The organism is Baaleninema sp. (assembly GCF_049974805.1).
Lineage (GTDB): Bacteria > Cyanobacteriota > Cyanobacteriia > Cyanobacteriales > Geitlerinemataceae > Baaleninema.
In genome coordinates this window covers 34634-60815 of the sequence record NZ_JBNGCO010000015.1, presented here as the reverse complement: position 1 = coordinate 60815, position 26182 = coordinate 34634, and the positions used below count along the sequence as shown (strand labels likewise).

Below are 26182 nucleotides of genomic sequence, written 5' to 3'. Positions count from 1 at the left end.
AGGCTACGCTTCAATCGGAGATTAGAAACGTAGGATTCTCGCGGTTCAGGCTAAACGAGATACAATTAGAGAAGACTTAAAAAAAGTTTACGGTTTAAAAGTAGGACAGTCGATACATCCGTGGAATCGTCTCAACCCAACGCATCCAGCTCGTTTCAGTTCGACTCGATCGAATCCGCCCTGGCCGACTTACGGGCGGGCAAGTGCATCGTCGTCGTAGACGACGAAAATCGCGAAAACGAAGGCGACGTCATCTGTGCCGCGCAGTTCGTCACCGCAGAAACAATTAACTTCATGGCAGTAGAAGCGAGGGGGTTAATCTGCCTGGCCATGACGGGAGAGCGTCTCGACGAACTCGATCTTCCGTTGATGGTGACGCGCAATACCGCCGCCGACCAAACCGCCTTTACCGTCAGCATCGACGGCGCCCCTCACCTGGGCGTCACGACGGGAATTTCCGCCGAAGACCGGGCGCGAACGATCCTGGCCACCACCGACCCCAATACCAAACCGGAAGATTTGCGCCGTCCGGGTCATATTTTCCCCCTGCGGGCGAAAAAAGGCGGCGTTCTCAAACGGGCAGGTCACACAGAAGCCGGGGTCGATTTATCCCGTTTGGCGGGACTGTATCCGGCTGGGGTGATTTGCGAAATCCAAAACCCCGACGGAACGATGGCGCGGTTGCCAGAACTGATCGAGTACGCTCAGAAACACGATCTCAAGCTGATCAGCATTGCCGATTTAATTAGCTATCGCCTGCAAAACGAGCGGTTTATCACGCGAGAAACCGTGGCAGCCTTGCCCTCGCAGTTCGGGAACTTCCAGATTTACGCCTATCGCAACGCAGTTGACGATAACGAACATGTGGCGATTGTCAAAGGCGACCCGAAAACCTTTGGCGATCGCCCAATATTGGTGCGCGTCCACTCCGAATGTTTGACCGGGGACGCCCTGGGGTCGCTGCGATGCGACTGTCGGATGCAGTTACAGGCGGCGTTGAAGACCATCGAACAACATGGCGAAGGGGTGGTGTTGTACCTGCGCCAAGAGGGTCGCGGTATCGGCTTGATTAACAAACTCAAAGCCTATTCCCTGCAAGATATGGGTTTAGATACCGTCGAAGCCAACGAACGATTGGGATTTCCCCCCGACTTACGCAACTATGGCGTGGGGGCGCAAATGCTGAACGATTTGGGGGTCAAGAAAATTCGCCTGTTGACGAACAACCCCCGTAAAATCGCCGGGTTGCGGGGATACGGGATTGAAGTGGTCGATCGCGTACCGCTGTTGATCGAAGCCACCGATTACAATTCCGTGTATTTAGCCACGAAGGCCAAGAAACTGGGTCATATGCTGTTGCAGACCTATTTGGCAACCGTGGCGATGCACCTGCACGACGAAGAACCCTTGACCGCCGACGGTCGATCGCAGTTAATCGAAAACCTGCGAGATCTCGCCCGAGAACAGCATTTACTCGTCCAAGAAGAAACTCGCCCCGTAACCGTGGCCTTGTTCGGACAACCCGCGATTACCTTTCACATCGGCTTCGACCAACCCAACCTAGCCAAACCGGACTGGTACGAAGACTGTAGCCATCCCTACGTGAAAGCCGTGGCGCATATTTTAGACCGCTTGGCCACTTGGGAACGAGTTCAATGTATCGAGTTTCTGATTTCCTCCGGTCGAGACCCCATGACGAACCTGAAAGGGAAGTTAGCCCGCCGGGTTCTCGCCCCTGGGGAGTTACCCTCAACGATTTGCTCTCGTTTAGCCACGCAGAACATCTATCGCGTCGAGGGAACCTATCGAGGGGATGAGGGGATGAGGGGATGAGGTGACGATGAGGTGACGATGAGGTGACGAGAAAGCGATCGCTGTTCGCTGTTGCGTCTCTTGGGACGGCGATATCTCAATTAAGATGAGAGGAAGACAGCACTTAAACTGTCCTTCACCTCCAGTTCAACCCACTTCAACCTCAACTATGTCCGAACTCGACCTCAGCGCACTGTTTCCCTTCGACCTCGACGATTTCCAATACCAAGCCATCGACGCCTTAAACGCGGGGAAATCAGCGATCGTCTGTGCGCCTACCGGGTCGGGAAAAACCCTCATCGGCGAATATGCCATCTATCGCGCCCTGGCGAACGAACGCCGTGTCTTTTACACCACGCCCCTCAAAGCCCTCTCGAACCAGAAACTTCGGGATTTTCAAGAACAGTTCGGAGAAGAAAACGTCGGTCTCCTCACCGGGGATATTTCCCTCAACCGCGACGCCCCGGTGGTGGTGATGACGACGGAAATTTTCCGAAATATGCTCTATGGAACGCCCATCGGCGAAGTAGGGACTTCTGTGCAAGGAGTCCAAACGGTGGTTCTCGATGAATGCCACTATATGAACGATCGACAGCGGGGGACGGTTTGGGAAGAGTCGATTATTTACTGTCCCCCAGAAATCCAACTGGTGGGGTTGTCCGCCACCGTCGCCAACAGCGACCAACTCACGGATTGGATTTCTACAGTTCACGGTCCGACCGAACTGATTTATTCAGAATCGCGGCCGGTACCGTTGCAATTCCTCTTTTGCAACCGCAAGGGGGTGTTTCCGCTTCTCGATAAAGCCGGAAAACGCCTCAACCCGCGTCTGAAACCCCGACGCAACAACCCCAAACAACGACGCAGCAACCGCCGCAACGCCCTGGCGATAAGTTACGTGGTCTCGCAACTGCGGAAACGGGATATGTTGCCGGCCATTTACTTTATTTTCAGCCGTCGGGGGTGCGATCGCGCGGTGGCGGATATGGGGAACATCAACCTCGTCAACGCGGAGGAAGCCCGCCAACTCAAGTTAACGGTGGACGAATTCCTCGGTCACAACCCGGAAGCAGCCCGGGAGGGACAAGTCGAACCCCTGTATCGGGGCATCGCCGCCCACCATGCGGGGATTCTCCCGGCGTGGAAAGGGTTGGTGGAAGGACTGTTTCAACGGGGACTGATTAAAGTGGTCTTCGCGACGGAAACCCTGGCAGCGGGAATTAATATGCCCGCCCGCACTACGGTGATTTCCAGTTTGTCCAAGCGTACAGACCGCGGCCACCGCCTGCTGACGGCGTCGGAATTCTTGCAGATGGCGGGACGTGCCGGACGGCGAGGGATGGACGAACAGGGCTATGTGGTGACGCTGGATACGCCTTTTGAGGGGTCGGTGGAGGCGGCGCATTTGGCCACGTCTGGGGCTGACCCGCTGGTGAGTCAGTTTACGCCGACTTACGGTATGGTGTTGAACCTGCTGCAAACCCATACGGTGGACGAGGCGAAGGAACTGGTGGAACGGAGTTTCGGGCAATATTTGGCGTCGCTGACGTTGCGGCCGCAACAGCAGGCGATCGCAGATTTGGAGGGGGAAATCGCCGCCGCTCAAGCTAAACTGCAAAATATCGACCCGCAGCTTTTGGGAGATTACGAGAAGTTACAGGAACGGTTGCGGGAGGAACGGCGGATTTTGAAAACCTTGCAACAGCAAGCGAATGAGGTGCAAACGAAGTCTTTGGTGTTGGCGTTGCAGTTCGCGGTGGCGGGGAGTATTTTGCGGTTGAAGGGGAAAAACGTTCCGGTATCCGACCCGCTTCCGGCGGTGTTGGTGACGAAAGCCCCCAGTCCGGGGAAAGCGCCTTATTTGGTTTGTTTGGGGCAGAACAACCGTTGGTATGTGGTGACGACGAAGGATGTGGTGACGCTTCACGGGGAGATTCCCCGCATCTGTGCGGTGGACGAGTTGAATCCGCCGGCGGAGATGCCCCTGAAACCGGGTCAGACGCGCCAGGGGGACGAGGAAACTCAAGGGATTGTCGATCGAATTCCGATTTTACCGCCGTTGGAAATTGCGCCGGAGGTGACGGAATGGGAAGAACGGGTGTCGGAAATCGAAGCGGAGTTGCAACAGCATCCGTTGAAGGAGTTTGGCAACCCCGGAACGCTCATTAAACGGGCGAAACGTATTGAAAAGCTACAATGGAAGTTGAGCGATCGATCTGAGAAGGTGCGTTACAACTTAGCCCGTCACTGGGAGGAGTTTTTGGATTTAATCGATATTCTCTTGGAATTCGGTTGTTTGCAGGAAGTTTCTCTGAAACCGACGAAATTGGGCGAATCGACTGCGGCCATTCGTGGAGATAACGAGTTATGGTTGGGGTTAGCTCTCTCCAGTGGGTCGTTTGAAGGGTTGAGTCCCGAAGGTTTCGCCACGGCTTGCGCGGCGTTGGTGACGGAGATTTCCCGCCCCGATACTTGGACGAATTACGATGTTTCGGGAGAGGTAGACGAGGTGTTGGCTCAGTTGCGCGGGGTGCGCCGCCAATTGTTCCAGGTACAGCGTCGCTATCAGGTGGCGCATCCGGTTTGGTTGGAACGCGATGCGATCGCTCTTGTGGAACAGTGGGCGAACGGGGTGGAATGGACGGAACTGTGCAACCACACGAGTTTGGACGAAGGCGATATCGTCCGGATTTTACGCCGAACTCTCGATTTCTTATCTCAGATCCCTCACGTTCCCCATATTAACGACGTATTGCGGATGACAGCTCGCGACGCCAGTCAGCGGATCGATCGATTCCCCGTCAATGAAGAGGCGTGATGAGGGGATGATGGGTACGATCGAGGTGAGGGGATGAGATGGGGAGAACGTTCCCTCTCAATTATTAATTATCAAGTATCAATTCGTTCCATCTCATTAAAAACCGCTTAAAATTCCTGTTAGGACGGTACGCTCGCCATACCGAAAACCCTTCCTTCAATTCGCTCCCAACCACGAAAAATGCTGTTCTTTTTCCGAAAACCTCCACAGGCCTCCAACACTTTCAATCCCAGAACTCCCCAAAAAAAGGATATATATTATAACATAAAACGAGCTAAAAATCAAGAAAAAAACTTAATTAAACCAATTAAAAAGAACACCCAAAACAACAATTTCCCTCTTCCCGGCTCCCCCTCTCCCCTCAAGGGTCTCGCTGTGGCGCTTTTGGCAGTTACGGCAACTTTGACGGGGGGATTGGCGGCTAACGGGGCCGAACGGTTAGGGGTGCTTCGCAGTGAGGACAATCGGGATATTTGGGCGGGTATCGAACGGCGTCTTGAGGGGTCTGTTCTGGATTATCAGGTGTTTGACTGGCAGAACGTGCGATCGATCGCCGATTTCGATCGGGCAACAGTGCTGTTTCTCCCCGACCACGAAAGCCTGACTCGCCGTCAAGCGGATTTGTTAGCCGAATGGGTCGATCGCGGCGGACAGCTCGTCGTCAGCGGACCGTTGGCGGTGGAGTCTTCGCGGCGAGTGCGGCGACAACTGGAAGAGATTCTCGGGGTGCGGTGGACGATCGCGCTACCGCAGGCGGCTTCGCTGCAACTGCTGGCGGACGCCTGCGAGGAGGAAGACGCGACTTGTCCGAATCCCCGCTGGATGCCCGCCACGCAAACTCATCCCCGACGACCGGGGGGGATTCTGCAATTGCTGGACAATCGCGCCTGGGCGTCGGCGAACTGGCGCGTGACGGGAGAGGGCGTTGCGGTGGCGGTGTCCCCGACGGCGACCTATTTCGGGTGGCCTTGGGGGGCGGGGGACGAGAGTACGGTGGAGTTCGATCGTGCCTGGTTGCAAGGGGCGATCGAGCGTCTCGATGTTGAAAGGGCGATGGCGACTTTACCGAAAGCCTCGCCCCAACCGACGCCGCAAGTGTCGATGTCTCCGACTCCCGAACCTACGCCGACGCCGCAAGGTTCCGTTATTCCAACATCGATCGCCCGTAACGAGCGAGAGGAAGCCTCAGTGGAACTGAGCGATCCGGCGTCTCAAAGCGCCCCTCCTGGCTTGCAAGTGGAACCTGGCGACGCGCCCATCGACCGGGTAATCGCCCTGACGATGCAAAAAGAACTGAGGCAACTTCTCGGTCGGGTTGAAAGTGCGACTCTCGCGGCTCGAGCCGCGAACAATACTTATACGGACAATCTCGAGCAACTTCACGCCAGCCGTGAAATGGAGGCGATGTCGTCGGTACCGGATGCGGTGGAACTGGCAACGTTAGTATTAGAAGCGTTTCCGGGTTGGATAGACCGACAAAACTACCGGGAAGCGCGATCGAAATGGTTAGAAGCGCGATCGCAACTTTGGAACAGCTATCCGAACGATCGATTGCGGGCGCAGCCGGAAGTTCGGGCGATTTGGTTCGATCGGGGATCGATCGTGAAGGCGGGGTCGAAAGCAGGGTTGGCGGAACTGTTCGATCGCTTCGCCGAGGCGGGTATCAACACCGTTTTCTTTGAAACCGTCAACGCCGGCTATCCCATTTATCCCACGCAAATCGCCCCGGCTCAAAATCCCCTCACTCAAGGTTGGGACCCGCTTCAGGCGGCCATCGAACTCGCCCGAGAACGGGGAATGGAAATTCACGCCTGGATTTGGACTTTTGCAGTGGGGAACGAACGCCACAACCTTCTATTGGGACAATCTTCAGAATTTCTCAGCCCCGTTCTCGAAGAACATCCCGAGTGGGCGAATCGGGACGATCGCGGACAAATCCGTCACCCCGGTTCCCGAAAAACCTTCCTCGATCCCGCCAATCCCGAGGCGCGGTGGTACGTGATGCGCGTCATCGATGAAATCGTCCGCAATTACGACGTAGACGGCATTCAACTCGATTACATCCGCTATCCGTTCCAAGATCCGGGGGCAGAACGCACCTACGGTTACGGAGACGCCGCACGCCAGCGATTTCGAGAACTGACGGGAACCGATCCTCTGGAGATTTCCCCCCGTCAGGTGGAGTTGTGGCAGCGGTGGACGGATTTTCGCGTCGAACAGATTACCTCGTTCGTGGCGGAGGTCGATCGCCATTTGCAAAGTCGCGATCCCGATTTAATTTTATCGGTGGCGGTGTTTCCTCAATCGACCCACGATCGCATTCATAAAATTCAGCAACATTGGGAAAGTTGGATCGAAAACGGCAGCGTTGACATGGTGGTTCCCATGACTTACGCCAAGGATACCAACGCCCTAGAACGGTTGGTGGAACCGATGTTAGAAAACGTTCCCGTGGGGGTTCCCATCGTTCCGGCGGTGAAGCTGCACGGACTTCCGGAAATCGTGGCCATCGACCAAATGCAGTTAATTCGCGATCGCGCCACCAACGGTTACGCTTTGTTTGCGGCGGAAATGGTGGACGATCGCCTCTACAACATTCTCCGTCGCACCCAGGGCGCGGCGACAAACGATCCGATTCCCTACCGACGCCCGTTTAAGGCGGCTTCGGCGCGATATGACGCCCTACAGGGGGAATGGCAAGCGGCGTTAGCGACGCGGGGTCTGTGGATTGACAGCGAGGTATTAGGGGAGTGGCAAGCGGCGGATTTGGCGTTGTCGAAGGCGCTCGATCGCTTGGCGGAAAATCCCACGGATGAGAATTTTTCACGGGCGATCGATCGCCTGAAAGACTATCAAACCCACTTGTCTGACTGGTTGCGGTTGCAGCGGTTGAGCAATCCTTACCAGGTGACGACTTGGCAAAATCGTTTGGTGGCGATCGAAACCTTGTTACGCTACGGACAGCGACGGTTGTAATACAGAATCCGAATTTCAAATACTGGTTTTGCCTAACCTGAGTGGTGAAGGCTTCTTGAAGCCTAGCTGATCGGGAACGGATTCCGTATAATACCCCATCCGATTCCGAAGTTTCGTGCTTTTCACTTTACGCCAATCACAGTCATACCGCGAAATAACAAGGGTGTATTGGCTACGGACTTTCTCAGAAAATACGGACAAAACTCGAGAAGTGTTTCCGCGATTTTTACGCAGGTATTGGTCAAGCCATTCAAAGGAATCTTAAAATATATTCGCGGTTTGTTTTTAATCCAAAATACTTGACGAAAACCCGCCTCCAGAAACATTTCTCGCAGTTCGGTGACTGTGTATTCTTTTAAATGAAATCCCGTCGCCACTTCATCAAAGTGTTTAGAAATGTCATGAGGTCCCGATAAGCGATTGGGCGTGATGCAAATGTAAATACCGTTCGGGGCTAAAGCATGATAAATGTTTTGAAGTTGAACGAGTGCATCTTCTGGGTGTAAATGTTCCATAAGCTGATGACTGTATGCAATATCGATGCTATTTTTAGGCACATCAACACTACAGCCATCAGATAAAATGAATTCAAAGTTATCGGGAAATTGCAGAGTTTTTGTGATTTCTCTCGAAACATCCACCGCGTAAACTTGCTTGACTTTTCGAGCGACTTCAAGGGCTAAGCTGCAATCGCCAACCCCTAACTCTAAATAATGAGTTTGAGGGGTTAAAAATCGATTCAACAACAAAAGCCGTTGGTTGACAATCCAATTCTGGATGTCTGAAGATATAGAACGTATGATTTGAGGATGGTCGGGAACTTTTTGATAAAGCTCGTCGTAGAGCTGAGTGTATAAATATTTTCGCTCTCGAGCCGTGGATTTTTTTAACCGTTCGGCGAGTCTTTTTTCGATTTGATAATGGCTTTCGATTTGTGCGAAGCTTCGAGATGTATTCGGGTTGGTTTTCACAATTTTTAGTGACCTTGATATTTAAAGGGTTAGTTCAAAGAGTTACATGAAATCGATATTTGCGTAGATTGAGTTTTGGGTGACTATCAAACTCGAGCGAATATCATTGAGGGGCTATTTTTTGAAGTAAATAGCATGATTTTCCAACGGTCGATCGTAACCGTTTGAGTGGCAAGGGACTTTTTCAGTTAAAAAAGATTTGGGCGGCGCATTATGTGATTTTTGTTTTTTTTAGTATGTGATTTTTTGGGTTGTGAAATTGGCTGAAATTTGCTCGATTTAAAATTTGGAGTTAAAATCCGATGCAAAGCAAAAGCGCAGATTGTTAACGGCGATAAAATTCCATAAATCGCTCGTTACCCAATTGGAAACCGAGCATTCAAAGGGAATATTTTAAGGTTTGGATTCAAATCATGAAGAATTCCATGTGGTATGGGGCGGTCGTTTTGGATTTTGCAGGAGGACACTAAAAACAGAGACGCACTCTCGAAAATATTGTTTCGCAAGCTCAGGCTTTAATTGTCAAGAAACGGCAATAATAACTGAGTTTGCAAATCCGATAAACTACATGGGTAAAAATGTGTAAAAATGTGTAAAAATGCAAATATTTTACCTGTTATGCGGTTTAAAACTCAGAAAAAAATTGCCCTCAAAGTTCGCTGACTCGAAATCAAAATACTGATATATAACGATTGATTTGTGTTTTTAAGCGATGTCACAGCGATAAGACGTGACTATAGCAATCCTAAGTCAATTGTGGCAATTCATAGAAGTGAAACTCAAGATCGAACGAAGATCGGATTGTCTCTAGATCTGTCTCTAGATCCCCGGCATCTTGGAGATGCCGGGGATCTCGCACAGCCCTGGATCGATCGGGGATTTGGCCACGAATCATTTCCTATGGCTATAGCTATCATTTCTGTCGATCGACAAAAAAGCAGACCGGAACCGTAACCTGAAGCGATTATAGCACCGCAAACTCGAGTTGGGGTTTCGATTTTTCTCTCCCCAAAAACCCCTGCCGTGGCGACAGGGGTTGTGAAAACGATGGGGGCGCAAAAACTTCACCTTGGGGTTCTACCTGAAGTTTTACACCCTGCTGACTAAATCCGTGGGTTCAATCAGCGAAGGCTCGATGTTTTGCAATAAGACTGAGGTGTTTTCATTGCTGTTTTCATTGGTGTTTTCATTGAGGTGGATGAGTGCGCCGCCTTCGACGTTGGTGGCAATAACCGTCCGCGACTGAACCTCTGCCAGCAGTTCTTCAGGAAGATCGATCGCCTTTACCAAACTAACCCAAACACCCCCAGCGAGATCGCCACCACCGCGCCGATTGAGGTATTGATAAAATTCACCACTTCGTTCGTCATCCAGTCGAACTTATCCTGCAACGTCGCCCCGATGAAACTCTCCACATTCGTGGCAACAAAGGCCGCTAAAACACACCAAACTAACCCCAAACTGTCAATTAAATCGATACCCCATCCTAAAAGAGCGATCGCCACCGACGCCACCACCCCGGCTAAGGTCCCTTCCAAACTTACCGCCCCTTCCGTTCCGCGATCGACAGGTTGCAACGTGGTAATTAAAAACGTCCGTTTTCCGTAAGCCTTTCCCACCTCGCTGGCTGTCGTATCCGAAAGCTTCGTGGCGAAACTGGCGACGTAGCCGAGAAGGAGGAGAGATGATGAGGTGATGAGGTAATGAGGTAATGGGAAGACACTCCAGTTAACGAAGAAATAAGCGACGGCGCAGATGGCGGCGGTGAGTGCAGAACCCCAGACGTTTTCCGGACCTCTGGCACCCCCTCGTTTTTCGGCGATTCCTGCGGCTTCTTTTTCCGCCATCCCGATTCGCGTCACCGCCGAACCGACGAGAAAGTAAAACATCACCACGACGTAACCCCGCCATCCGAGACATCCCCAGACGAGAACGCCGAGAATCCAGGCGTGGAGGTATCCCGCAGGCGTTAGGAGTTTTTTGGGGATTGCAAGTGCGATCGACCACAATAGGGAGTTGAGAAGAACCGCGATAATCCAGGGGTTGAGGCTAGACACTTGAGACCACATGATAATTGAAGAGTGAGAGGACGAAACAGAACTCTGTCCAACGTGAGATGGATTCTGAGTTGGTTTCAAGTTTAATGGACGTAGCTTGACATCCCGCCAACTCGGGCGAGAGATGATGAGATGATGGGATGATGGGATGATGGGATGATGAGATGATGAGATGATGGGAAAATAGAAGGCGATCGACCGTTCCCGTACATTTCGTTTCAATACAGTTCGTTCCAATACAGTTCGTTCCAATACAGTTCGTTCCAATACAGTTCGTTCCAATACATTTAACGTCGCGCTTATGGTTCGCATTGCTGTCGTCGATTACGACATGGGAAACTTGCACTCTGCTTGTAAAGGATTGGAAAATGCAGGGGCAACGCCGGAAATTACTGATTCGCCGCAAGTCATTCACGACGCGGATGCTGTGGTGTTACCGGGAGTGGGATCGTTCGATCCGGCGGTGCAGCATTTGCGATCGCGCCATCTCGTCGAACCCATTCAAGATGCGATCGCCAGTGGAAAACCCTTTCTCGGCATTTGCTTGGGATTGCAAATCCTGTTCGATCGATCCGAAGAAGGCACCGAACCCGGTTTAGGTATCGTTCCCGGCGTCGTGCGTCGCTTCACCCACGAACCCGACATCACTATCCCCCACATGGGATGGAACGCCTTGCAACTCACCCAACCGGAACTTGCCCTCTGGCAAAACCTCCCCGATCCGGCGTGGATGTATTTTGTACACTCGTACTATGTCGATCCTGCCGATGCCAGCGTTAACGCTGCCACTGTCACCCACGGTTCCCAAACCGTTACTGCTGCGATCGCTCGCGACAACCTGATGGCGGTTCAATTCCACCCGGAAAAATCCGCCGACGGCGGTTTGAAAATCCTCTCGAATTTTGTCGCCCTGGCTGAAAAATCGGCGTTGGCAACGGCTGGATAATTCGATAGCAATCCTTGAATTACGATTTTCTCAAGATCCCCGGCGTCTCGAAGATGCGGGGGATCTGGCTCGCAAAGGGGCTTTTTTGCGGGGCGTTTTCCCAGAACTATTTTATTTTCTCCCTTTGAGTCTAAAGGGTGTTTCTAATAAACTGTTGTTTTTGTCTAATAAATCCTTCCATAGAAGCCAATAAAATCCATCCTAAAATATTAATTCTGGCATCAAATAAAGTCACGTCTAAACAATGAAATAAAACTGTTGAAATAAAGGCGTTTATTATCGCAAATAATCGCAATTTTTCGCGAGTTTCTAAAATATAAAAAACTTGAATTCCGCGAAACAAAATCCAAGCCACGACGCCACATAAAACTAAGGTGGCGGTAAATCCCGTTTCTGCAAATAACATCAACAATAAATTATGGGGATGTCCCAACCACAAGCCCATTTGAGACTCGTACAAGGCCGTAAAATTGCGAAGTCCCCAGCCAAAGAACGGGCGATCGATGGCTAAATCCCACGCAAATCGCCACTGCGTCACGCGCATTAACTCCACCGGGCGATCGGGGTGTAATCGATCCGACAATCTCAGCCAAAAATAGGGCGGAACGATAGTTCTCAACCACCCTCCCCCAGAACCGTCAGGGAGAAACGCCGCCCCCAAAACCGACGCGGCGATCGCACCCAACCCCAGCAAAATCCATCGCCATCCCAAATACACCGCATAGGCGACAAAACAGAGAAACGCCACCCCCCAAGCGTTACGAGAGGAAGTCAGAAGCAAAACGATGGTGTTTCCCAGTAATACCACCGTCCACAACAGCAATCGTTTCCATCGAAGGTTTCCCGTCGGGATTCTCCACGCATCCGCCCACAACCCCAATCCCAACGCCCAGACGATGACGGCGTAGTTGGCTAAAACGTTTGCATACTCGAACACCGAGGACATTCGCCCCGAAGGTGCGCCGCCGGGTTCCAGCGGCCAAAATAAGACCCATCCCAGATCGATCGGACCTCGCCATCGGAAAAACATCTGTCCGATTCCCACCACTACCACGGGAATCGACGACACCACCACCACTTCCGCCAGTTGTCGCAGTTGCGAAGGAGAGCGAATCAGACAAGTTACAGCCGCGAAAACGGCTAAAAATGGCAAAAAATTAAACAGTCCCAATAACGCAGCCGTGCGATCGATCGCCGTCAACGACGACACCACCGCCAACAGTGCAAACACGCCCAATCCCCACACCAGCGGGCGGTTCAACAACTCTCGCCACTGGCGCCACCACACGGCCACGGTAACGCCAACCACCGCCAAACCGCCTAAAAACGGACTCAACGGGAACACCAATAGCCCCGCTTCTATCCAATTCCATTGTGTGAATCGTCGTAACATAAACACTGACCCGTCGCCAGTCACCTGTGAGAAACAGTTCTCAGTTGACAGTTTCTCACCTCATCATCACCCCATCATGTCTCAATTTTTCGATCTTCTCATTCTCTCCAACGGCCCCGGCGAAATTGCGACTTGGGTACGTCCGGTGGTTGAAGAGGTACGGCGACAGTTCGAGAACCTGCGGATTTCCGTGGTGTTGTCCCCTTGTCCCCACGCCAGCGGACGGGAAGCGGAGATCGTGGCGTCTTATCCCGAGGTCGATCGCGTTCAGGGTGCAGAGGTGTTTTGGGATTTTTTGTTGTGGGGGAAAACTGCTGAAAATTGGGATTGGTGCGATCGCGGCGTCGTGTTGTTTCTCGGAGGCGATCGACTGTTTCCCGTCCTTATCGGAAAACGCCTCGGCTATCGCATTGTAATTTACGCCGAATGGGAAGCTCAATGGTATCCCTGGGTCGATCGCTTCGGCGTCGCCACCCAACAAGTCATCGACAACGCCCCGAAACGCTACGCCCACAAACTCACAGTTGTCGGAAACCTTATGGCGGACGCGCGAGGCGACACCGACGCTATCCCCCACACCGCCAACGCAACCATCGGCTTTCTTCCTGGTTCTAAACCCCTCAAACTCACCCTCGGCGTTCCCTTAAGTTTAGCGATCGCCGATCGCATCCACCAACTGCGCCCAGACATACAGTTTATCGTCCCCGTCGCCCCCACTGTCGATCTCGAGACCTTGGCTAAATACGCCGATCCGCAATTCAATCGATCGATCTCCGCTTTAAACTGGCCTGCAGGCCAACTGATGTTCGACGCAGACATCCCCTATCTCGTCACGCCATCGGGGGTCAAACTGCGCCTGTGGACGCAAACCGCCGCCCCCTCCCATTTGAAAACATCCCTCTTACAACAATGCGCCCTTTGCATTACCACCGTCGGCGCCAACACCGCCGAACTGGCCGCCCTCGCCGTTCCCATGTTGGTCTTGCTTCCGACGCATCGCCTCGATGTGATGCGGGCGTGGGATGGAATTCCCGGTTTGTTAGCCCGCTTACCCGGCGTTGGCGATCGCTTTACCCAACTGTTTAGCTGGATAGCCTGGAAATGGCTCGATCGCAAGGCGGGCGGTTCCCGCTTAGCCTGGCCGAACATCTGGGCCAACGAACAAATCGTCCCCGAATTCGTCGGTCAATTTCCCCCCGAAGACATCGCCCACCACGCCGTTGAGTTACTGGAAAATCCCGCCGAACTCGATCGAATCCGCCAAAACCTCGCCCGCGTCCGAGGCGAACCCGGCGCAGCGGAAAAACTCGTTCAACAATTGATAATCGATCGGGAACAGTAAACAATCTGTAACAATGTATTTTCCCATCTTCCTATCTCCCCCTCGGCCGGTGGGGGCGGTGCGTGACGCGGGGACGTCATGGGACGGTGGAATGCGGTAATTTTGTTGCCCGCGTCACAGCACCCTACGGGGTTTGTTTTTATTACCACGAAAATACAAAAATGTCAAGGTTTTTAATGGGGTATCCCATCACCCCATCATCCCATCATCTCGCTGTTGGCTAGTCACTGTCCACGGTTCGCTGTAAAAGGTGGTAAGCTAAGCGATGGCAATCAAAAACATTTTTAAGGAAACGTTATAATGACGGGTTCTCCCCAGATTCCCTATTTGTTGAGAGCCGCACGCGGTGAAGTGCTAGACCGTCCGCCCGTGTGGATGATGCGGCAAGCCGGACGGTATATGAAAGCTTATCGAGACTTGCGCGAAAAGTATCCCAGCTTCCGGGAACGCTCCGAAATTCCGGAAGTGGCGATCGAGGTTTCGTTGCAGCCTTGGCGAGCCTTCAAACCCGACGGTGTGATTTTGTTCTCCGATATCGTGACACCGTTACCCGGAATGGGGATCGATATGGACATCGCCGAAGGGAAAGGACCGATTATCGACCCGCCGATTCGCTCGATGGAACAGGTCGATCGCCTGCACCCCCTGGAACCGGAAGAGTCTCTCCCCTTCATCAAACCGATTTTGAAGGCGCTGCGGGAAGAGGTGAAAAACGAATCCACGGTTCTCGGTTTCGTGGGCGCCCCCTGGACGCTGGCGGCTTACGCCGTGGAAGGAAAAGGCTCGAAAACCTATTCCATTATTAAAAGTATGGCCTTTTCCGAGCCGGCCATGCTGCACAAGCTACTCGAAAAACTCTCGGATTCGATCGCCACTTACGTCCGCTATCAAATCGATTGCGGCGCCCAAGTGGTGCAAATGTTCGACTCCTGGGCCGGACAACTCAGCCCCCAGGATTACGAAACCTTTGCGCTACCCTATCAAAAACGGGTCTTCGAGCAAGTTAAACAAACTCACCCCGACACGCCGTTAATTCTACTCGTCAGCGGAAGTGCGGGACTCTTGGAACGGATGGCGCAAGCTGGCCCTGATATCATTAACGTCGATTGGACGGTGGACATGGCCGACGCCCGCAAACGTCTCGGTCCGGATATGAAAGTTCAAGGAAACCTCGACCCCGGGGTGTTGTACGGTTCCCAAGACTTCATCCGCGATCGAATCCTCGATACCATCCGCAAAGCCGGAAACCGAGGCCACATTCTCAACCTCGGACATGGCGTGCTTCCCAACACCCCGGAAGAAAACGTGGCCTTCTTCTTTGAAACCGCCAAAAACGCCGACAAACTCTTGGCTACCGCCTAGTTGGGGATGATGAGATGATGAGATGATGAGATGATGAGATGGGGAGATCGAAAAGTATAGTGACCTCCTCATCCCCTCATCTCCCGCTCTCCCCATCCCTCCCTCTTCCCCTCCGCTTCTTACCTTCGCGAATCGATGAAACGAGTGTTCCTGACGGGTGCGAGTGGGTGTGTCGGTCATTACATCGCCGAAACCCTCATTGCACAAACTGATTGCGAGTTGTATATGCTCGTCCGCGATCCGGCGAAACTACGGGTCGATATCGACGCACGGCCGGGAATTCACGTGATTCGTGGGGATTTGCGGGATATTCACCAATACAAGGAGTTGCTCTCTACCGTCCACTGTGCGATTTTGGCAGCTGCGGCTTGGGGGGGACAGCAGGAAACTTTTGATATCAACGTGACGAAAACCTGTATGTTGATGCACCTGCTGAATCGGGAGGTGTGCGAACAGGTGATTTATTTTTCCACAGCCAGTTTGCTCGATCGCGAAGGCCAGGTGTTAAAAGCCGCCGCCCATATGGGGACGGATTATATTCGATCGAAATACGATTGTCTCAACCAACTGCACCGAATGCCCGTGGCCGATCGCCTGACGATTTTGTTTCCCACCATCGTCCTCGGCGGCGACGAAACGAAGCCCTATTCTCACGTTTCGGCGGGACTTCCTGAAGTCCCGAAATGGGCGAATTTAGCGCGGTTCTTCAGCGTCAGCGGGAGTTTTCACTTCATCCACGCCCGCGATATTGCTGAAGTGGTGAGTTATTTCGTGGAACATCCCCCTGGGGTGAGCCGTCGCTACGTTTTGGGTACGCAACCCTATACGGTCGATCGTGCCGTCAGCGAACTCTGTCACTATCTCGGAAAACGAATTTACTTCCGCCTTCGCTTGCCGAAATGGGCGATCGAACTCTTCATCGTGCTGTTTAACGTGCAGATGTCACCCTGGGATCGCTTTTGTTTGAAATACCGACAGTTTACCTATCCCGGCGTCGTCAATCCCGCCACGTTCGATCGCCCGGTTTATTGCGAGACCTTTGCAGATGCCCTCAAGGAACGGGGCGTTCTTCCAGACTCTCAAGCCAAATCTTAAGCAAGATCCTAACTCGCCAAGGCTCGATGTCTTCCCCCTCGGCCGGGATTTCCGTCTTAAGCAAGTTTTAACCGAGTTTTCACGACGAACTGTCCTATCTCTCGGGCTAACTGAGAAATATTTGTGTTAGCCTGACGAAAATATGTGAGGAACATTTATTTTATGCGAGTTTTACTTTTATATCCGCGATTTCCCAAGAGTTTTTGGTCTTTCGACAAAGCCATGGAACTGGTCGGCCGTAAAGCCGTTTTACCGCCTCTGGGCTTGATTACCGTCGCCGCCATTTTGCCGGAACGCTGGGATCTCAAACTCGTCGATCTCAACGTGCGTCCGGTGAAAGAGGAAGAATGGGACTGGGCGGAACTGGTGATTCTCTCAGGCATGATCGTCCAAAAAGACGACATGATGGCGCAAATCCAGCAAGCCAAACGGCGCGGTAAACCCGTTGCCGTAGGCGGCCCCTATCCCACCTCCCTCCCCGAGGAGTTCAAAGAAGCCGGGGTGGACTTCTTGGTTCTCGACGAAGGGGAAATTACCCTGCCGATGTTCGTCGAAGCCGTCGAACGCGGCGAAACCAGCGGTATCTTCCGCGCCACGGAAAAACCCGCCGTCACGGAAACCCCCGTTCCGCGATACGACTTGCTGGAACTGAAGGCCTACGACAATATGTCCGTGCAGTTTTCGCGGGGTTGTCCCTTCCAATGCGAGTTTTGCGACATCATCGTACTGTACGGACGCAAACCCCGCACCAAAAGCCCCGAACAACTGCTGCGGGAGTTCGATGCGCTGTACGATCTCGGCTGGCGCGGGCCGGTGTTCATAGTGGACGACAACTTTATCGGCAACAAGCGCAACGTCAAGCTGTTGTTGCGGGCGATGGCGCCCTGGATGGCGGAACATGGCTATCCGTTCAACCTCAGTACGGAAGCCTCGGTGGATTTGGCCAAAGATTCGGAATTGATGGATTTGATGGCTGAGTGCAACTTTAACAGCGTCTTTTTGGGCATCGAAACCCCAGACGCCGAGAGCCTCGCCCTCACGAAAAAATTCCAAAATACCCGCGATCCTCTCTCCGGGGCGGTGAAAGCGATTAACGAGGCGGGAATGCGCGTGATGGCAGGATTTATCATCGGCTTCGACGGCGAGAAAGCGGGGGCGGGCGATCGCATCGTCGAGTTTGTCGAACAAACGGCGATTCCCACGGCGATGATGAGTATGCTACAAGTGCTTCCCAATACGGCGTTGATGGAACGGTTGAAGAAGGAAGGGCGGCTTCTCGAACAAGTCAGTGGGATGAACCAAACCACGCTGATGAACTTCGTCCCCACCCGCCCCATCGAAGACATCGCCCGAGAGTACGTGGACGCTTTCTATCGGCTGTACGACCCCGTTCGCTATCTCGATCGCACTTACCGACACTATATCGGTATGAGCGAACCGCGCCATACCTCCTCGAACCGGGGAAAAGTCACTTGGACGGAAATTCGCGCCCTGTTGACGATCGCTTGGCGTCAGGGGATTCTTCGACGCACCCGTTGGACCTTCTGGCGCTATTTGGCGGACGTTTATTTCAAAAAACCCCGTCTGGTCATCAGCTATTTGGCCACCTGCGCCCTCAGCGAACATTTTATTGAGTATCGCGAGGTGGTTCGCCACAACATCGAAAGGCAATTGGAGGTTTATTTGAAAGCGAAGGCGGATTTAGACGAGTCTTGTGAAAAAGCTGTCGCCGTCAGTGCAGGTGCAAATAGTTAAGTTTTGTTTTAATCTCTTGACTGTTTGCTGTTTTTAGAGTATTAGAATCGCCTAAACTTGGCCTGAATTCGCCAGATCCCCGGCATCTTCAAGATGCCGGGGATCTTTACAGGGGGGATCTTTACCGGGAGAAGGGGAAAAGGACGAGGGGCAGGGAAAAGACAAAGGGAAAATCGATCGCGATTCTTACCGTCAACAAGGTTAAAAAAGACAATAAATGTTGTTTTATTTAACTCAACGAAAAGAGTATGCCAAGCCTAAATAACATTAATACTATTTAAATATTTGACTGACGAATATACCGTAAGAATATACATTGAGGATATACAATGAATACATGATTCTGTATCGAGTTTTAGGCTCGACACTCAAATTGCGCAGCCAAAACAGGCGAGTAAAATAGCGGTTAGACACCCCCGATCTCCCTATCCCCGTGAAACCTGAAATCCTCTGTTGCTTCTGCCTCGGACTCCATCTGAGTCTGACGGTTCCGGCTGTGGCGCAAATCGTTCCCGACAGCACGTTACCCAATCCTTCCCAGGTGGAAACGGACGGAAACACCATTCGCCTCGAGGGGGGAACGACTCGCGATCGCAACCTCTTTCATAGCTTTGAATCCTTTTCCGTTCCCCCAGGATTTCGAGCCGTTTTCCAAAATTCCCCAGAAGTTCGCAATATATTCAGTCGCGTCACGGGAGACTTCCCTTCAACAATTGATGGCACCCTCGCCGCTGGAGGAACGGCAAATCTGTTTCTCCTCAATCCCAACGGCATCGTCTTCGGAGAAAACGCCCAACTCGATATCGGCGGGTCCTTTTTCGCCAGTACCGCCAACCGCATCGAATTCGCTGACGGAACTTCGTTTAATACCGATTCTGTCTCGAATCCCATCCTCTCCGTGAGCGTTCCCGTGGGGTTGGGATTGGGATCGCAACCGGGGGCGATCGCCAACCGTTCCCAAGTACGCGATAGTGAGGGCAACCCCCTGGGATTGAGCGTCGATAGCGGAGAAACCATCGCCCTCGTCGGCGGTGACATCGAATTCGACGGCGGGATTGTAAGCATTCCTCAAGGACAAGCCGCAATCGTGGCGATCGCTCAGGGAACTTGGAATCTAGAGACTGGAGAAGTGGAAACCGATTCGATCTCGCCCTGGGGCGCGATCGCCCTCCGCAACGGTTCCCGCATCGATGTCAGCGGCAACGGCGGCGGTTCCGTTCTCCTGCGGGGCAACCTCGAGTTAAGCCAGATGTCTTACATTCTCGCCGACACCCTCGGCGACGCAGACGGACGAGAAATCGATATCGTAGCCGATACCGTACAGGTTCTCGACGATTCCCTCATTTCCGCATCCACCTTCGGCAGCGGGCGATCGGGGAATTTGCAGGTGGTGGCCACGACGATTACCCTCGACGGTGCCGGAGAACTCGAAGAAATACTCGATCGACTGTTCGCCCTCGACACCCTCGAGAACCCCAAGCAAGTGGGTAACGGACTCTACGCCAACACCTTCAGCGACGGCGATGCGGGGGCGATCGACATCGATGCCGAAAACCTCACCTTGCGTCAAGGGGCATTCCTCTCCACAGCGACGCGAGGCGACGGACGCGGCGGCAGTCTCGACGTGCGCTTGAGCGAAACCCTATATCTGAGCGGTTCGCAAATCGTGGCGGAAGCCGTGGGCAACGGCGACGCGGGAGCAGTGAACGTCAGCGCCCGAAACATCGTTCTCGACCAAGGGGGCGGGCTTTTCGCCTCTACCTTTGGCGGTGGCAACGGCGGGATGGTGAACCTGGTGGCAGAGGACACCATCGAAATGTCGGGAACGACCCCCAACGGAATATATAACACGGGCATCGGAGCGAACGCTTTTCAGGAAGCCAACACTCAAGCGGGTACTCTCAACATTCGTGCCAGACGGATTGTTTTGCGAGATGGTGCGGGGGTCGGTGCCGTGACCTTCGGAGCGGCGCGAGGCGGAACCGTGGTCGTCAGAGCCTCCGAGTCCGTTGAAATTTGGGGAAATCCCAGGAGTTCTGGTGTGACCACCAACATCACCACGCGCAGCGAAGGCAGTGGCGCAGCCGGGGATATCGAAATTACGACGGGGCGGTTGCTGTTGCGCGATGGGGGCGAAATCGTGACCTCCACCTCGAACCGAGGAGCGGCAGGACGTTTGACAGTGCGCGCGTCGGAATTCGTCGAGATTTCCGGAACCAGTACGAACGGCCAGTTACGCAGCGGCTTGCGATCGAACGCAACCAACGTAGCATTGCCCTCTCCCGTTCCTCCCTCGGAAACGGCCGACGTTATCGGGGCAGCGGGAGACATTACCCTCGTCACGGAAGAACTGAGGATGAACGACGGGGGACAAATCGTCGTCAGCAGCATCGGCGAAGGAGAACGGGCGGGGAATTTATCCATCGACGCGCCTCGGATGCGGTTGGATGACGCAGCGAGATTGGTGGCGGAAACGGCCACCGCCCGCGAAGGGAATATCGAGATTCGATCGCAAGACCTGCGGTTGTCCGGGGGAAGTTCGATTTCCACCAACGCTCGAGATACGGCCACGGGAGGCAACATTGTTATCGATACCGATACGTTGGTGGCACTCGACAACAGCGATATTACCGCTAACGCACAAACGGGTTTCGGCGGCCGGGTGTTCGTCAACGCACAGGGCATTTTCGGCACGGAGTTTCGCGATCGCACCACGCCAGAAAGCGATATCACCGCCAGTTCCGACCTCGGAGCGGAATTTGGCGGTTTGGTCGAAATTACCAATCCCGACGTTCAACTCGATACCTCGTTAGTGGAACTAGCCAGCGATTTCATTGCGGTCGATCGCTTGGTGGCCGACAGTTGTTTGACGCGGGGCAACAGCGGCGGACAGTTTACAGTAACCGGAACCGGCGGTTTGCCCGAAAATCCTTACGAGTTATCGATGGGACGCTACGGCGTCGCATCGGTGACAGGACTCGATGGAGAGTTGTCAGAAGAAGCAAACCTCCCGCCCGCCTTGCTAACCGAAACCCCAACCTGGCAACTCGGGGACGCGATCGTAGAAGCCCAGGGAACCCGACGAGAAAACGGTCGCCTTCGCCTGTCGGCGAGCGAACGGTCTGAGGTTCCAGTTCGCTTCCAAGGAATTTGTTCGGAATTGACAATTGATAATTGATAATTGATAATTCACAGTTTCTCCCCATCACCCCATCTCTCCCTCTCCCCATCTGTCCCATAATTGCATCTGTGCAAAGTCGAACCCGGAGGCAAAAACAACTGTGAAATTTGTGGAGATTGTCGAACGACTCGGCGAAGATGTGGTGGCCTTTGACGTATCGGACGAAACGTTAGAGATTGCGAAAGCGGCGGCCATCGACGAGGCGATAGCGGGGACGATCGCGTTTGTCGCAGGAGACAAGTTTGCGGGGTACGTAGCAGAAACCCAGGCCAGTGCCTTGATTTTGCCCGACGACGAGGGGTTACGGGAACAGGCCAGACAACGGGGTATGGCTTGGGTGAGTACTCGCAACCCCCGAGAAGCCTTCGCCCGATCGATCGCGATGTTGTATCGTCCCTTTCGTCCGGAACCGGGAATTCACGAAAAGGCGTCTGTGGCGGCGTCCGCGAAATTGGGGCGAAACGTCCACATCGGCGCCAACGCGGTGATTCACGAAGGAGTCGTTCTCGGGGACGAAGTGTGCGTTCATGCCAATGTGGTGGTGTATCCTCAAGTGACGATCGGCGATCGCACGGTGTTACACGCCAACTGTACCGTTCACGAACGGACCCAAATCGGTGCCGACTGTACGATTCAAAGCGGTGCCGTTCTCGGGGCGGAGGGGTTCGGCTTCGTTCCCACGCCCTCGGGATTGATGCGGATGGAACAGTCCGGCTGTGTCGTCTTAGAAGACGGGGTGGAAATCGGCTGTAATTCTACCGTCGATCGACCCGCCGTCGGGGAAACTCGTATTGGGAAAAATACCAAGCTCGACAACTTAGTTCAAATCGGTCACGGTTGCCGTATCGGAGCCAATTGTGCCATTTGCGCTCAAGTCGGCCTTGCCGGAGGTGTAACCTTGGGTAACAATATTACCCTTGCGGGGCAGGTGGGCGTGGCCAACCGCGCCAAAATCGGGGACGGAGCAGTGGCTTCGGCGAAAACCGGGATTCATCAGGACGTAGAAGCCGGAGCCGTGGTTTCGGGATTTCCGGCCATCGCGAATCCGTTATGGCTTCGCAGTGCTGCTTTATACAAACGACTGCCGGAAATTTACCAAAGCCTACGGCAAATTCAACGCCGTCTCAACGATCGCTCTTAACGAAAATTCTCCGATTTTTCAGTGAGAAAGCCTCGCCGGAATCTCGAGATAACAGGGGACAGCCGACGGCGGAACAATTCCGCTGTGGCTGTCTTCGTCTTCGTGGGTCGCATTCAGGCGATCGCTCTCAGTATAGGTATCCTCTTTAACGGCTCCGGCTATGAGCCAGTCGAAGGAAATTTCGACCGCCTCGATTGCAGAAAGTTTTGTTTAAGAGTGACAAAACTGTGAGATTTGAGGCTATATTTTTATAGAACCAGCAAATTTGTAGGGGATTTCGATCTAATATATCTAGAGTCTAGATGGAGAATTGAACAGACAATGAGCGAAACGTTACCCGAAAACCCAACGCCGCTGACGGGAAAGGCGCTACTTACAAAAGTTAAAGAACTCTCCCACTTACCCCGTCGAGAAACAGCGAAGCGCTGCGGATACTACACGGTCACAAAAAACAACCAAACCCGCATCAACTTGACAGATTTCTACGATGCGGTGCTGGCAGCTAAAGGCGTTCCCCTCGATCCTGAAGGGGCAAAAGACGGGCGCGGTCGCGAACCGACGTATCGCGTCAGCGTTCACAAAAACGGTCAGATCGTCATCGGTTCCACCTATACGGGAGCGATGGGCTTGAAACCCGGCGATGAATTTGAAATTAAACTGGGCTACAAGCACATTCACCTGATTCAGATCGATCGGTCGGATTCCGATAGAAATGGGTCTTCTAGCGACGAGGAATAGGCTTTCTCTCGTTCGCGACGGGGGTTGACCCGAAAGAGCGTCGGTGAAATCTAAGCCGATCGAAGCTCCGGGAATTCCCCCGATTCCTCGAACAAAAAGACCGCGATCGTAAAGGTTTGAGTAGAGACGATCGCGGAGTCGGCCGATAAAAAACCGTCAATGCTGCATGGGTTCCTCGATCGCTGGTCGGAAGCCGGAGTCTGGGTCAAAATAAGTTGGTTTTTTGGAGTATGGTTGGGGCTGTGGTTGCCGATCGCGATTCCCCTCGCTCGACGCTGGAACTGGTACCCGGGAAAATCCCTAACTCCCCAGAAAAAGCTAACGTTGGTGGGATCGCTCTACTTTTTGTTTCCCGTGACGATCTCTGGCGCGGCCGCGATCGAGAACTTATCCTTTTCAGATTATGGTTGGACTTGGCAGTTGGACAGCCTGAAATCACTGGCGATCGGGGTGGGATTGGGGGTATTTGGCATCGCGATTCTCGCAGCCGTCCAGAGAATCTTCGGCTGGATTCGCTGGGAATTTAAAGTACCCTCGATCGACGCTCTTCCTACTGTGATGTCCCCCCTCTCCGTGGCCGGGATTTTAGCCCTTTGGGTGGCGGGGACGGAAGAATTTCTCTTTCGTGGATTCGTCCAAACCCAATTTCAATCTCAACTGTCTCTTGGAGCGGCGGCGGCCATAACCAGTGCAATCTTTGCCGTCCTGCATTTGGTTTGGGGTTGGCGAGAAACCCTGCCAGAAATTCCTGGCTTGTGGCTGATGGGACTAATTTTAACCCTCGCCCGCGTTGTCGATGACGGAAATCTGAGTTTAGCATGGGGATTGCATACCGGATGGGTATGGGCGGCAATCTTTCTCGAGAGTACGGGGGCGATCGTACCGATCGAAACAGCACCCGCTTGGCTTTCAGGCATTGACGGCCGCCCTTTAGCTGGAGTATTAGGCTTAGGTCTCCTGATGGCAACCGGCGGTTTTTTGCAATTGATAATTGATACTTGAGAGGGAACCGGGAACCCAATCGTAGGCTGTGTGAGGCGGCCGGAAAATGTCGGCGAAGTCAGGTGAATGGGGAATTACCGGATCGCGCACCGCTCCTCTTCCCCTCTCCAGAAGCTCCCCCTTCCCTGATGCCGAAAGCTCTTCAAGGAAAAGTGACATGAACAGCGATCGAACCCCTTGCCGTCGCGTGGGTATCATTGGCGGCGGTCAACTGGCTTGGATGATGGTACGGGAAGCCTCATCGTTGGGACTTGAGGTCGTCGTGCAAACCCCCAAACCCGACGATCCGGCGGTGGAGTTGGCGGCGGAGACCGTTTTGGCGGAGGTCGCAGACGCCCAAGCCACAAGCCGACTCGCGGAAAAATGCGATGTCATCACCTTTGAAAACGAATTCGTCGAACTCGAGGCACTCTCGAAACTGGCGAAGAACGGCGTTTGTTTCCAGCCGCGACTGGAAACCTTAGAACCGTTGCTGGATAAGTACCACCAACGCTGTCATTTAAAAGAATGGAACTTGCCCGTTCCGCGATTTTTCAATCTCGCGCCCCAGGAAACGATTCCTGCCGATATGGGGTTTCCACTGGTGATGAAAGCTCGCCGCCACGGTTACGACGGCCAGGGAACGGTTATCGTCGAGACAGGAGACGAGTTAAATGCTGTTTGGAAGCGGTGGGGATATCCGTCAGTTTTAATTGAGGAATTCGTCCCGTTCGATCGCGAACTGGCAGTGATTGCTGCGCGAAACGCGACGGGAGACCTCGCCATTTATCCGGTGGTGGAAACGCAACAGGAAGACCAGGTTTGTCGCCGAGTGGTGGCCCCGGCGGCGGTGAGTTCGACAGTGGTGTCTCAATGCGAAGCGATCGCCGGCACCATTTTGAATCGACTCGACGTAGTCGGACTTTTCGGCATCGAGTTGTTTTTGACCCAAAACGGGAAGGTATTGGTCAACGAAATTGCACCGCGAACCCACAATTCAGGGCATTTTTCCCTCGATGCTTGCCAGACTTCTCAATTCGCTCAACTCTTGCGGGCAGTCTGCCATTTACCTTTGGGGTCTACGGCGATGAAGTCCCCGGCAGCGGTGATGGTCAATTTATTGGGATACGAACAGGCTCGCCGCGACTACCGGGACAAACGAGAGGCGATCGCGGCCATTCCCAATGTCTTTCTGTATTGGTACGGCAAAACCGAATCTCGACCCGGGCGCAAACTCGCCCACGCGACAGTTTTGGCAGACGAGCCTCACCATGCGATGGCAGTGGCTCGAGAGATCGAGGGGATTTGGTACGGAGGCTGACGGCGTCTTTAACATTCTCTGGCATCAATCAGATTCCCATTCGCTCCCCAGTATCTTGAAGATGCTGGGGAGCCAATCTCGAACCTACTTGTTCGACGGCGGGGGGTTCCGCGAATCGGTTGTCCGCCATACACCCAGGATGTCGGCGATCGGGTTCGCGACTCATTCTCTGCACTTTCTCCGTACATTTCTTCGGTTCTCCCAACCATCTCTTCACCCTCCGTCTTCAAAATTCCGTAATTTTACGTAAGCAAAATACGGGGTTTTACAGAGAAAAAAAAGGTGGCAACCTC

General features: G+C 53.3%; 17 protein-coding genes. 13 read left to right on the top strand and 4 right to left on the bottom strand.

Annotated elements, in window-relative coordinates; all coding sequences use genetic code 11:
* The first annotated feature begins 120 nt into the window (after positions 1-120).
* The 3 genes from ribBA to ACP5D4_RS05170 all read left to right on the top strand — a co-directional run bounded on the left by ribBA (position 121) and on the right by ACP5D4_RS05170 (position 7606).
* Complete coding sequence (gene ribBA, locus ACP5D4_RS05180) at positions 121-1833, top strand: bifunctional 3,4-dihydroxy-2-butanone-4-phosphate synthase/GTP cyclohydrolase II (RefSeq protein ID WP_428010564.1); 1713 nt, start codon at positions 121-123, stop codon at positions 1831-1833.
* Between the two features lie 148 nt (positions 1834-1981).
* Positions 1982-4630 carry a DEAD/DEAH box helicase gene (locus tag ACP5D4_RS05175; protein ID WP_428010563.1) on the top strand — a complete coding sequence of 883 codons (2649 nt, stop codon included), beginning with the start codon at positions 1982-1984 and terminating at the stop codon, positions 4628-4630.
* A gap of 375 nt (positions 4631-5005) precedes the next feature.
* Entirely contained in the window at positions 5006-7606 is a 2601-nt protein-coding gene (locus ACP5D4_RS05170; protein WP_428010562.1) for a family 10 glycosylhydrolase, read from the top strand.
* A 122-nt stretch (positions 7607-7728) separates the two neighbouring features.
* Here ACP5D4_RS05170 and ACP5D4_RS05165 read toward each other — a convergent pair whose 3' ends face one another.
* From ACP5D4_RS05165 to ACP5D4_RS05155, 3 genes are all read right to left on the bottom strand, one after another.
* Entirely contained in the window at positions 7729-8577 is an 849-nt protein-coding gene (locus tag ACP5D4_RS05165; protein WP_428010561.1) for a class I SAM-dependent methyltransferase, read from the bottom strand.
* 1089 nt (positions 8578-9666) lie between these two features.
* Positions 9667-9867 (bottom strand): hypothetical protein, encoded by a 201-nt coding sequence (locus ACP5D4_RS05160; protein ID WP_428010560.1) that lies wholly within the window; start codon positions 9865-9867, stop codon positions 9667-9669.
* The gene (locus ACP5D4_RS05155) at positions 9861-10646 is read right to left on the bottom strand and encodes a TIGR00297 family protein (protein WP_428010559.1); all 786 of its coding nucleotides are present in this window, start codon (positions 10644-10646) and stop codon (positions 9861-9863) included. Before ACP5D4_RS05155 ends, ACP5D4_RS05160 begins: the two co-directional genes overlap by 7 nt.
* A gap of 289 nt (positions 10647-10935) precedes the next feature.
* Between ACP5D4_RS05155 and hisH the strand changes: the two genes are divergently transcribed.
* Positions 10936-11580: an imidazole glycerol phosphate synthase subunit HisH gene (gene hisH / locus ACP5D4_RS05150; protein ID WP_428010558.1), complete on the top strand. Its 645-nt coding sequence runs from the start codon at positions 10936-10938 to the stop codon at positions 11578-11580.
* Between the two features lie 130 nt (positions 11581-11710).
* On the opposite strand, the gene ACP5D4_RS05145 is transcribed toward hisH, so the two are convergent.
* Positions 11711-12973 (bottom strand): O-antigen ligase family protein, encoded by a 1263-nt coding sequence (locus ACP5D4_RS05145; RefSeq protein WP_428010557.1) that lies wholly within the window; start codon positions 12971-12973, stop codon positions 11711-11713.
* 76 nt (positions 12974-13049) lie between these two features.
* Here ACP5D4_RS05145 and ACP5D4_RS05140 point away from each other — a divergent pair, with 76 nt between their 5' ends.
* From ACP5D4_RS05140 to ACP5D4_RS05100, 9 genes are all read left to right on the top strand, one after another.
* Positions 13050-14315 (top strand): lipid-A-disaccharide synthase, encoded by a 1266-nt coding sequence (locus ACP5D4_RS05140; protein ID WP_428010556.1) that lies wholly within the window; start codon positions 13050-13052, stop codon positions 14313-14315.
* Between the two features lie 300 nt (positions 14316-14615).
* Complete coding sequence (gene hemE / locus ACP5D4_RS05135) at positions 14616-15677, top strand: uroporphyrinogen decarboxylase (protein ID WP_428010555.1); 1062 nt, start codon at positions 14616-14618, stop codon at positions 15675-15677.
* Positions 15678-15812: 135 nt separating this feature from the next.
* Entirely contained in the window at positions 15813-16772 is a 960-nt protein-coding gene (locus tag ACP5D4_RS05130; protein ID WP_428010554.1) for an NAD-dependent epimerase/dehydratase family protein, read from the top strand.
* A gap of 162 nt (positions 16773-16934) precedes the next feature.
* Positions 16935-18527, top strand: coding sequence for a B12-binding domain-containing radical SAM protein (locus ACP5D4_RS05125; RefSeq protein ID WP_428010553.1), 1593 nt, complete (start codon positions 16935-16937; stop codon positions 18525-18527).
* A 433-nt stretch (positions 18528-18960) separates the two neighbouring features.
* The gene (locus tag ACP5D4_RS05120) at positions 18961-21705 is read left to right on the top strand and encodes a filamentous hemagglutinin N-terminal domain-containing protein (protein ID WP_428010552.1); all 2745 of its coding nucleotides are present in this window, start codon (positions 18961-18963) and stop codon (positions 21703-21705) included.
* A gap of 103 nt (positions 21706-21808) precedes the next feature.
* Positions 21809-22849 carry a UDP-3-O-(3-hydroxymyristoyl)glucosamine N-acyltransferase gene (lpxD, locus tag ACP5D4_RS05115; protein WP_428010551.1) on the top strand — a complete coding sequence of 347 codons (1041 nt, stop codon included), beginning with the start codon at positions 21809-21811 and terminating at the stop codon, positions 22847-22849.
* Between the two features lie 321 nt (positions 22850-23170).
* Positions 23171-23587: an AbrB family transcriptional regulator gene (locus ACP5D4_RS05110; RefSeq protein WP_428010550.1), complete on the top strand. Its 417-nt coding sequence runs from the start codon at positions 23171-23173 to the stop codon at positions 23585-23587.
* Positions 23588-23746: 159 nt separating this feature from the next.
* Positions 23747-24589: a lysostaphin resistance A-like protein gene (locus tag ACP5D4_RS05105; protein WP_428010549.1), complete on the top strand. Its 843-nt coding sequence runs from the start codon at positions 23747-23749 to the stop codon at positions 24587-24589.
* Between the two features lie 157 nt (positions 24590-24746).
* On the top strand, positions 24747-25889 hold the full coding sequence (locus ACP5D4_RS05100) for a 5-(carboxyamino)imidazole ribonucleotide synthase (RefSeq protein ID WP_428010548.1): 1143 nt from the start codon (positions 24747-24749) through the stop codon (positions 25887-25889).
* The last annotated feature ends 293 nt before the right edge of the window (positions 25890-26182 follow it).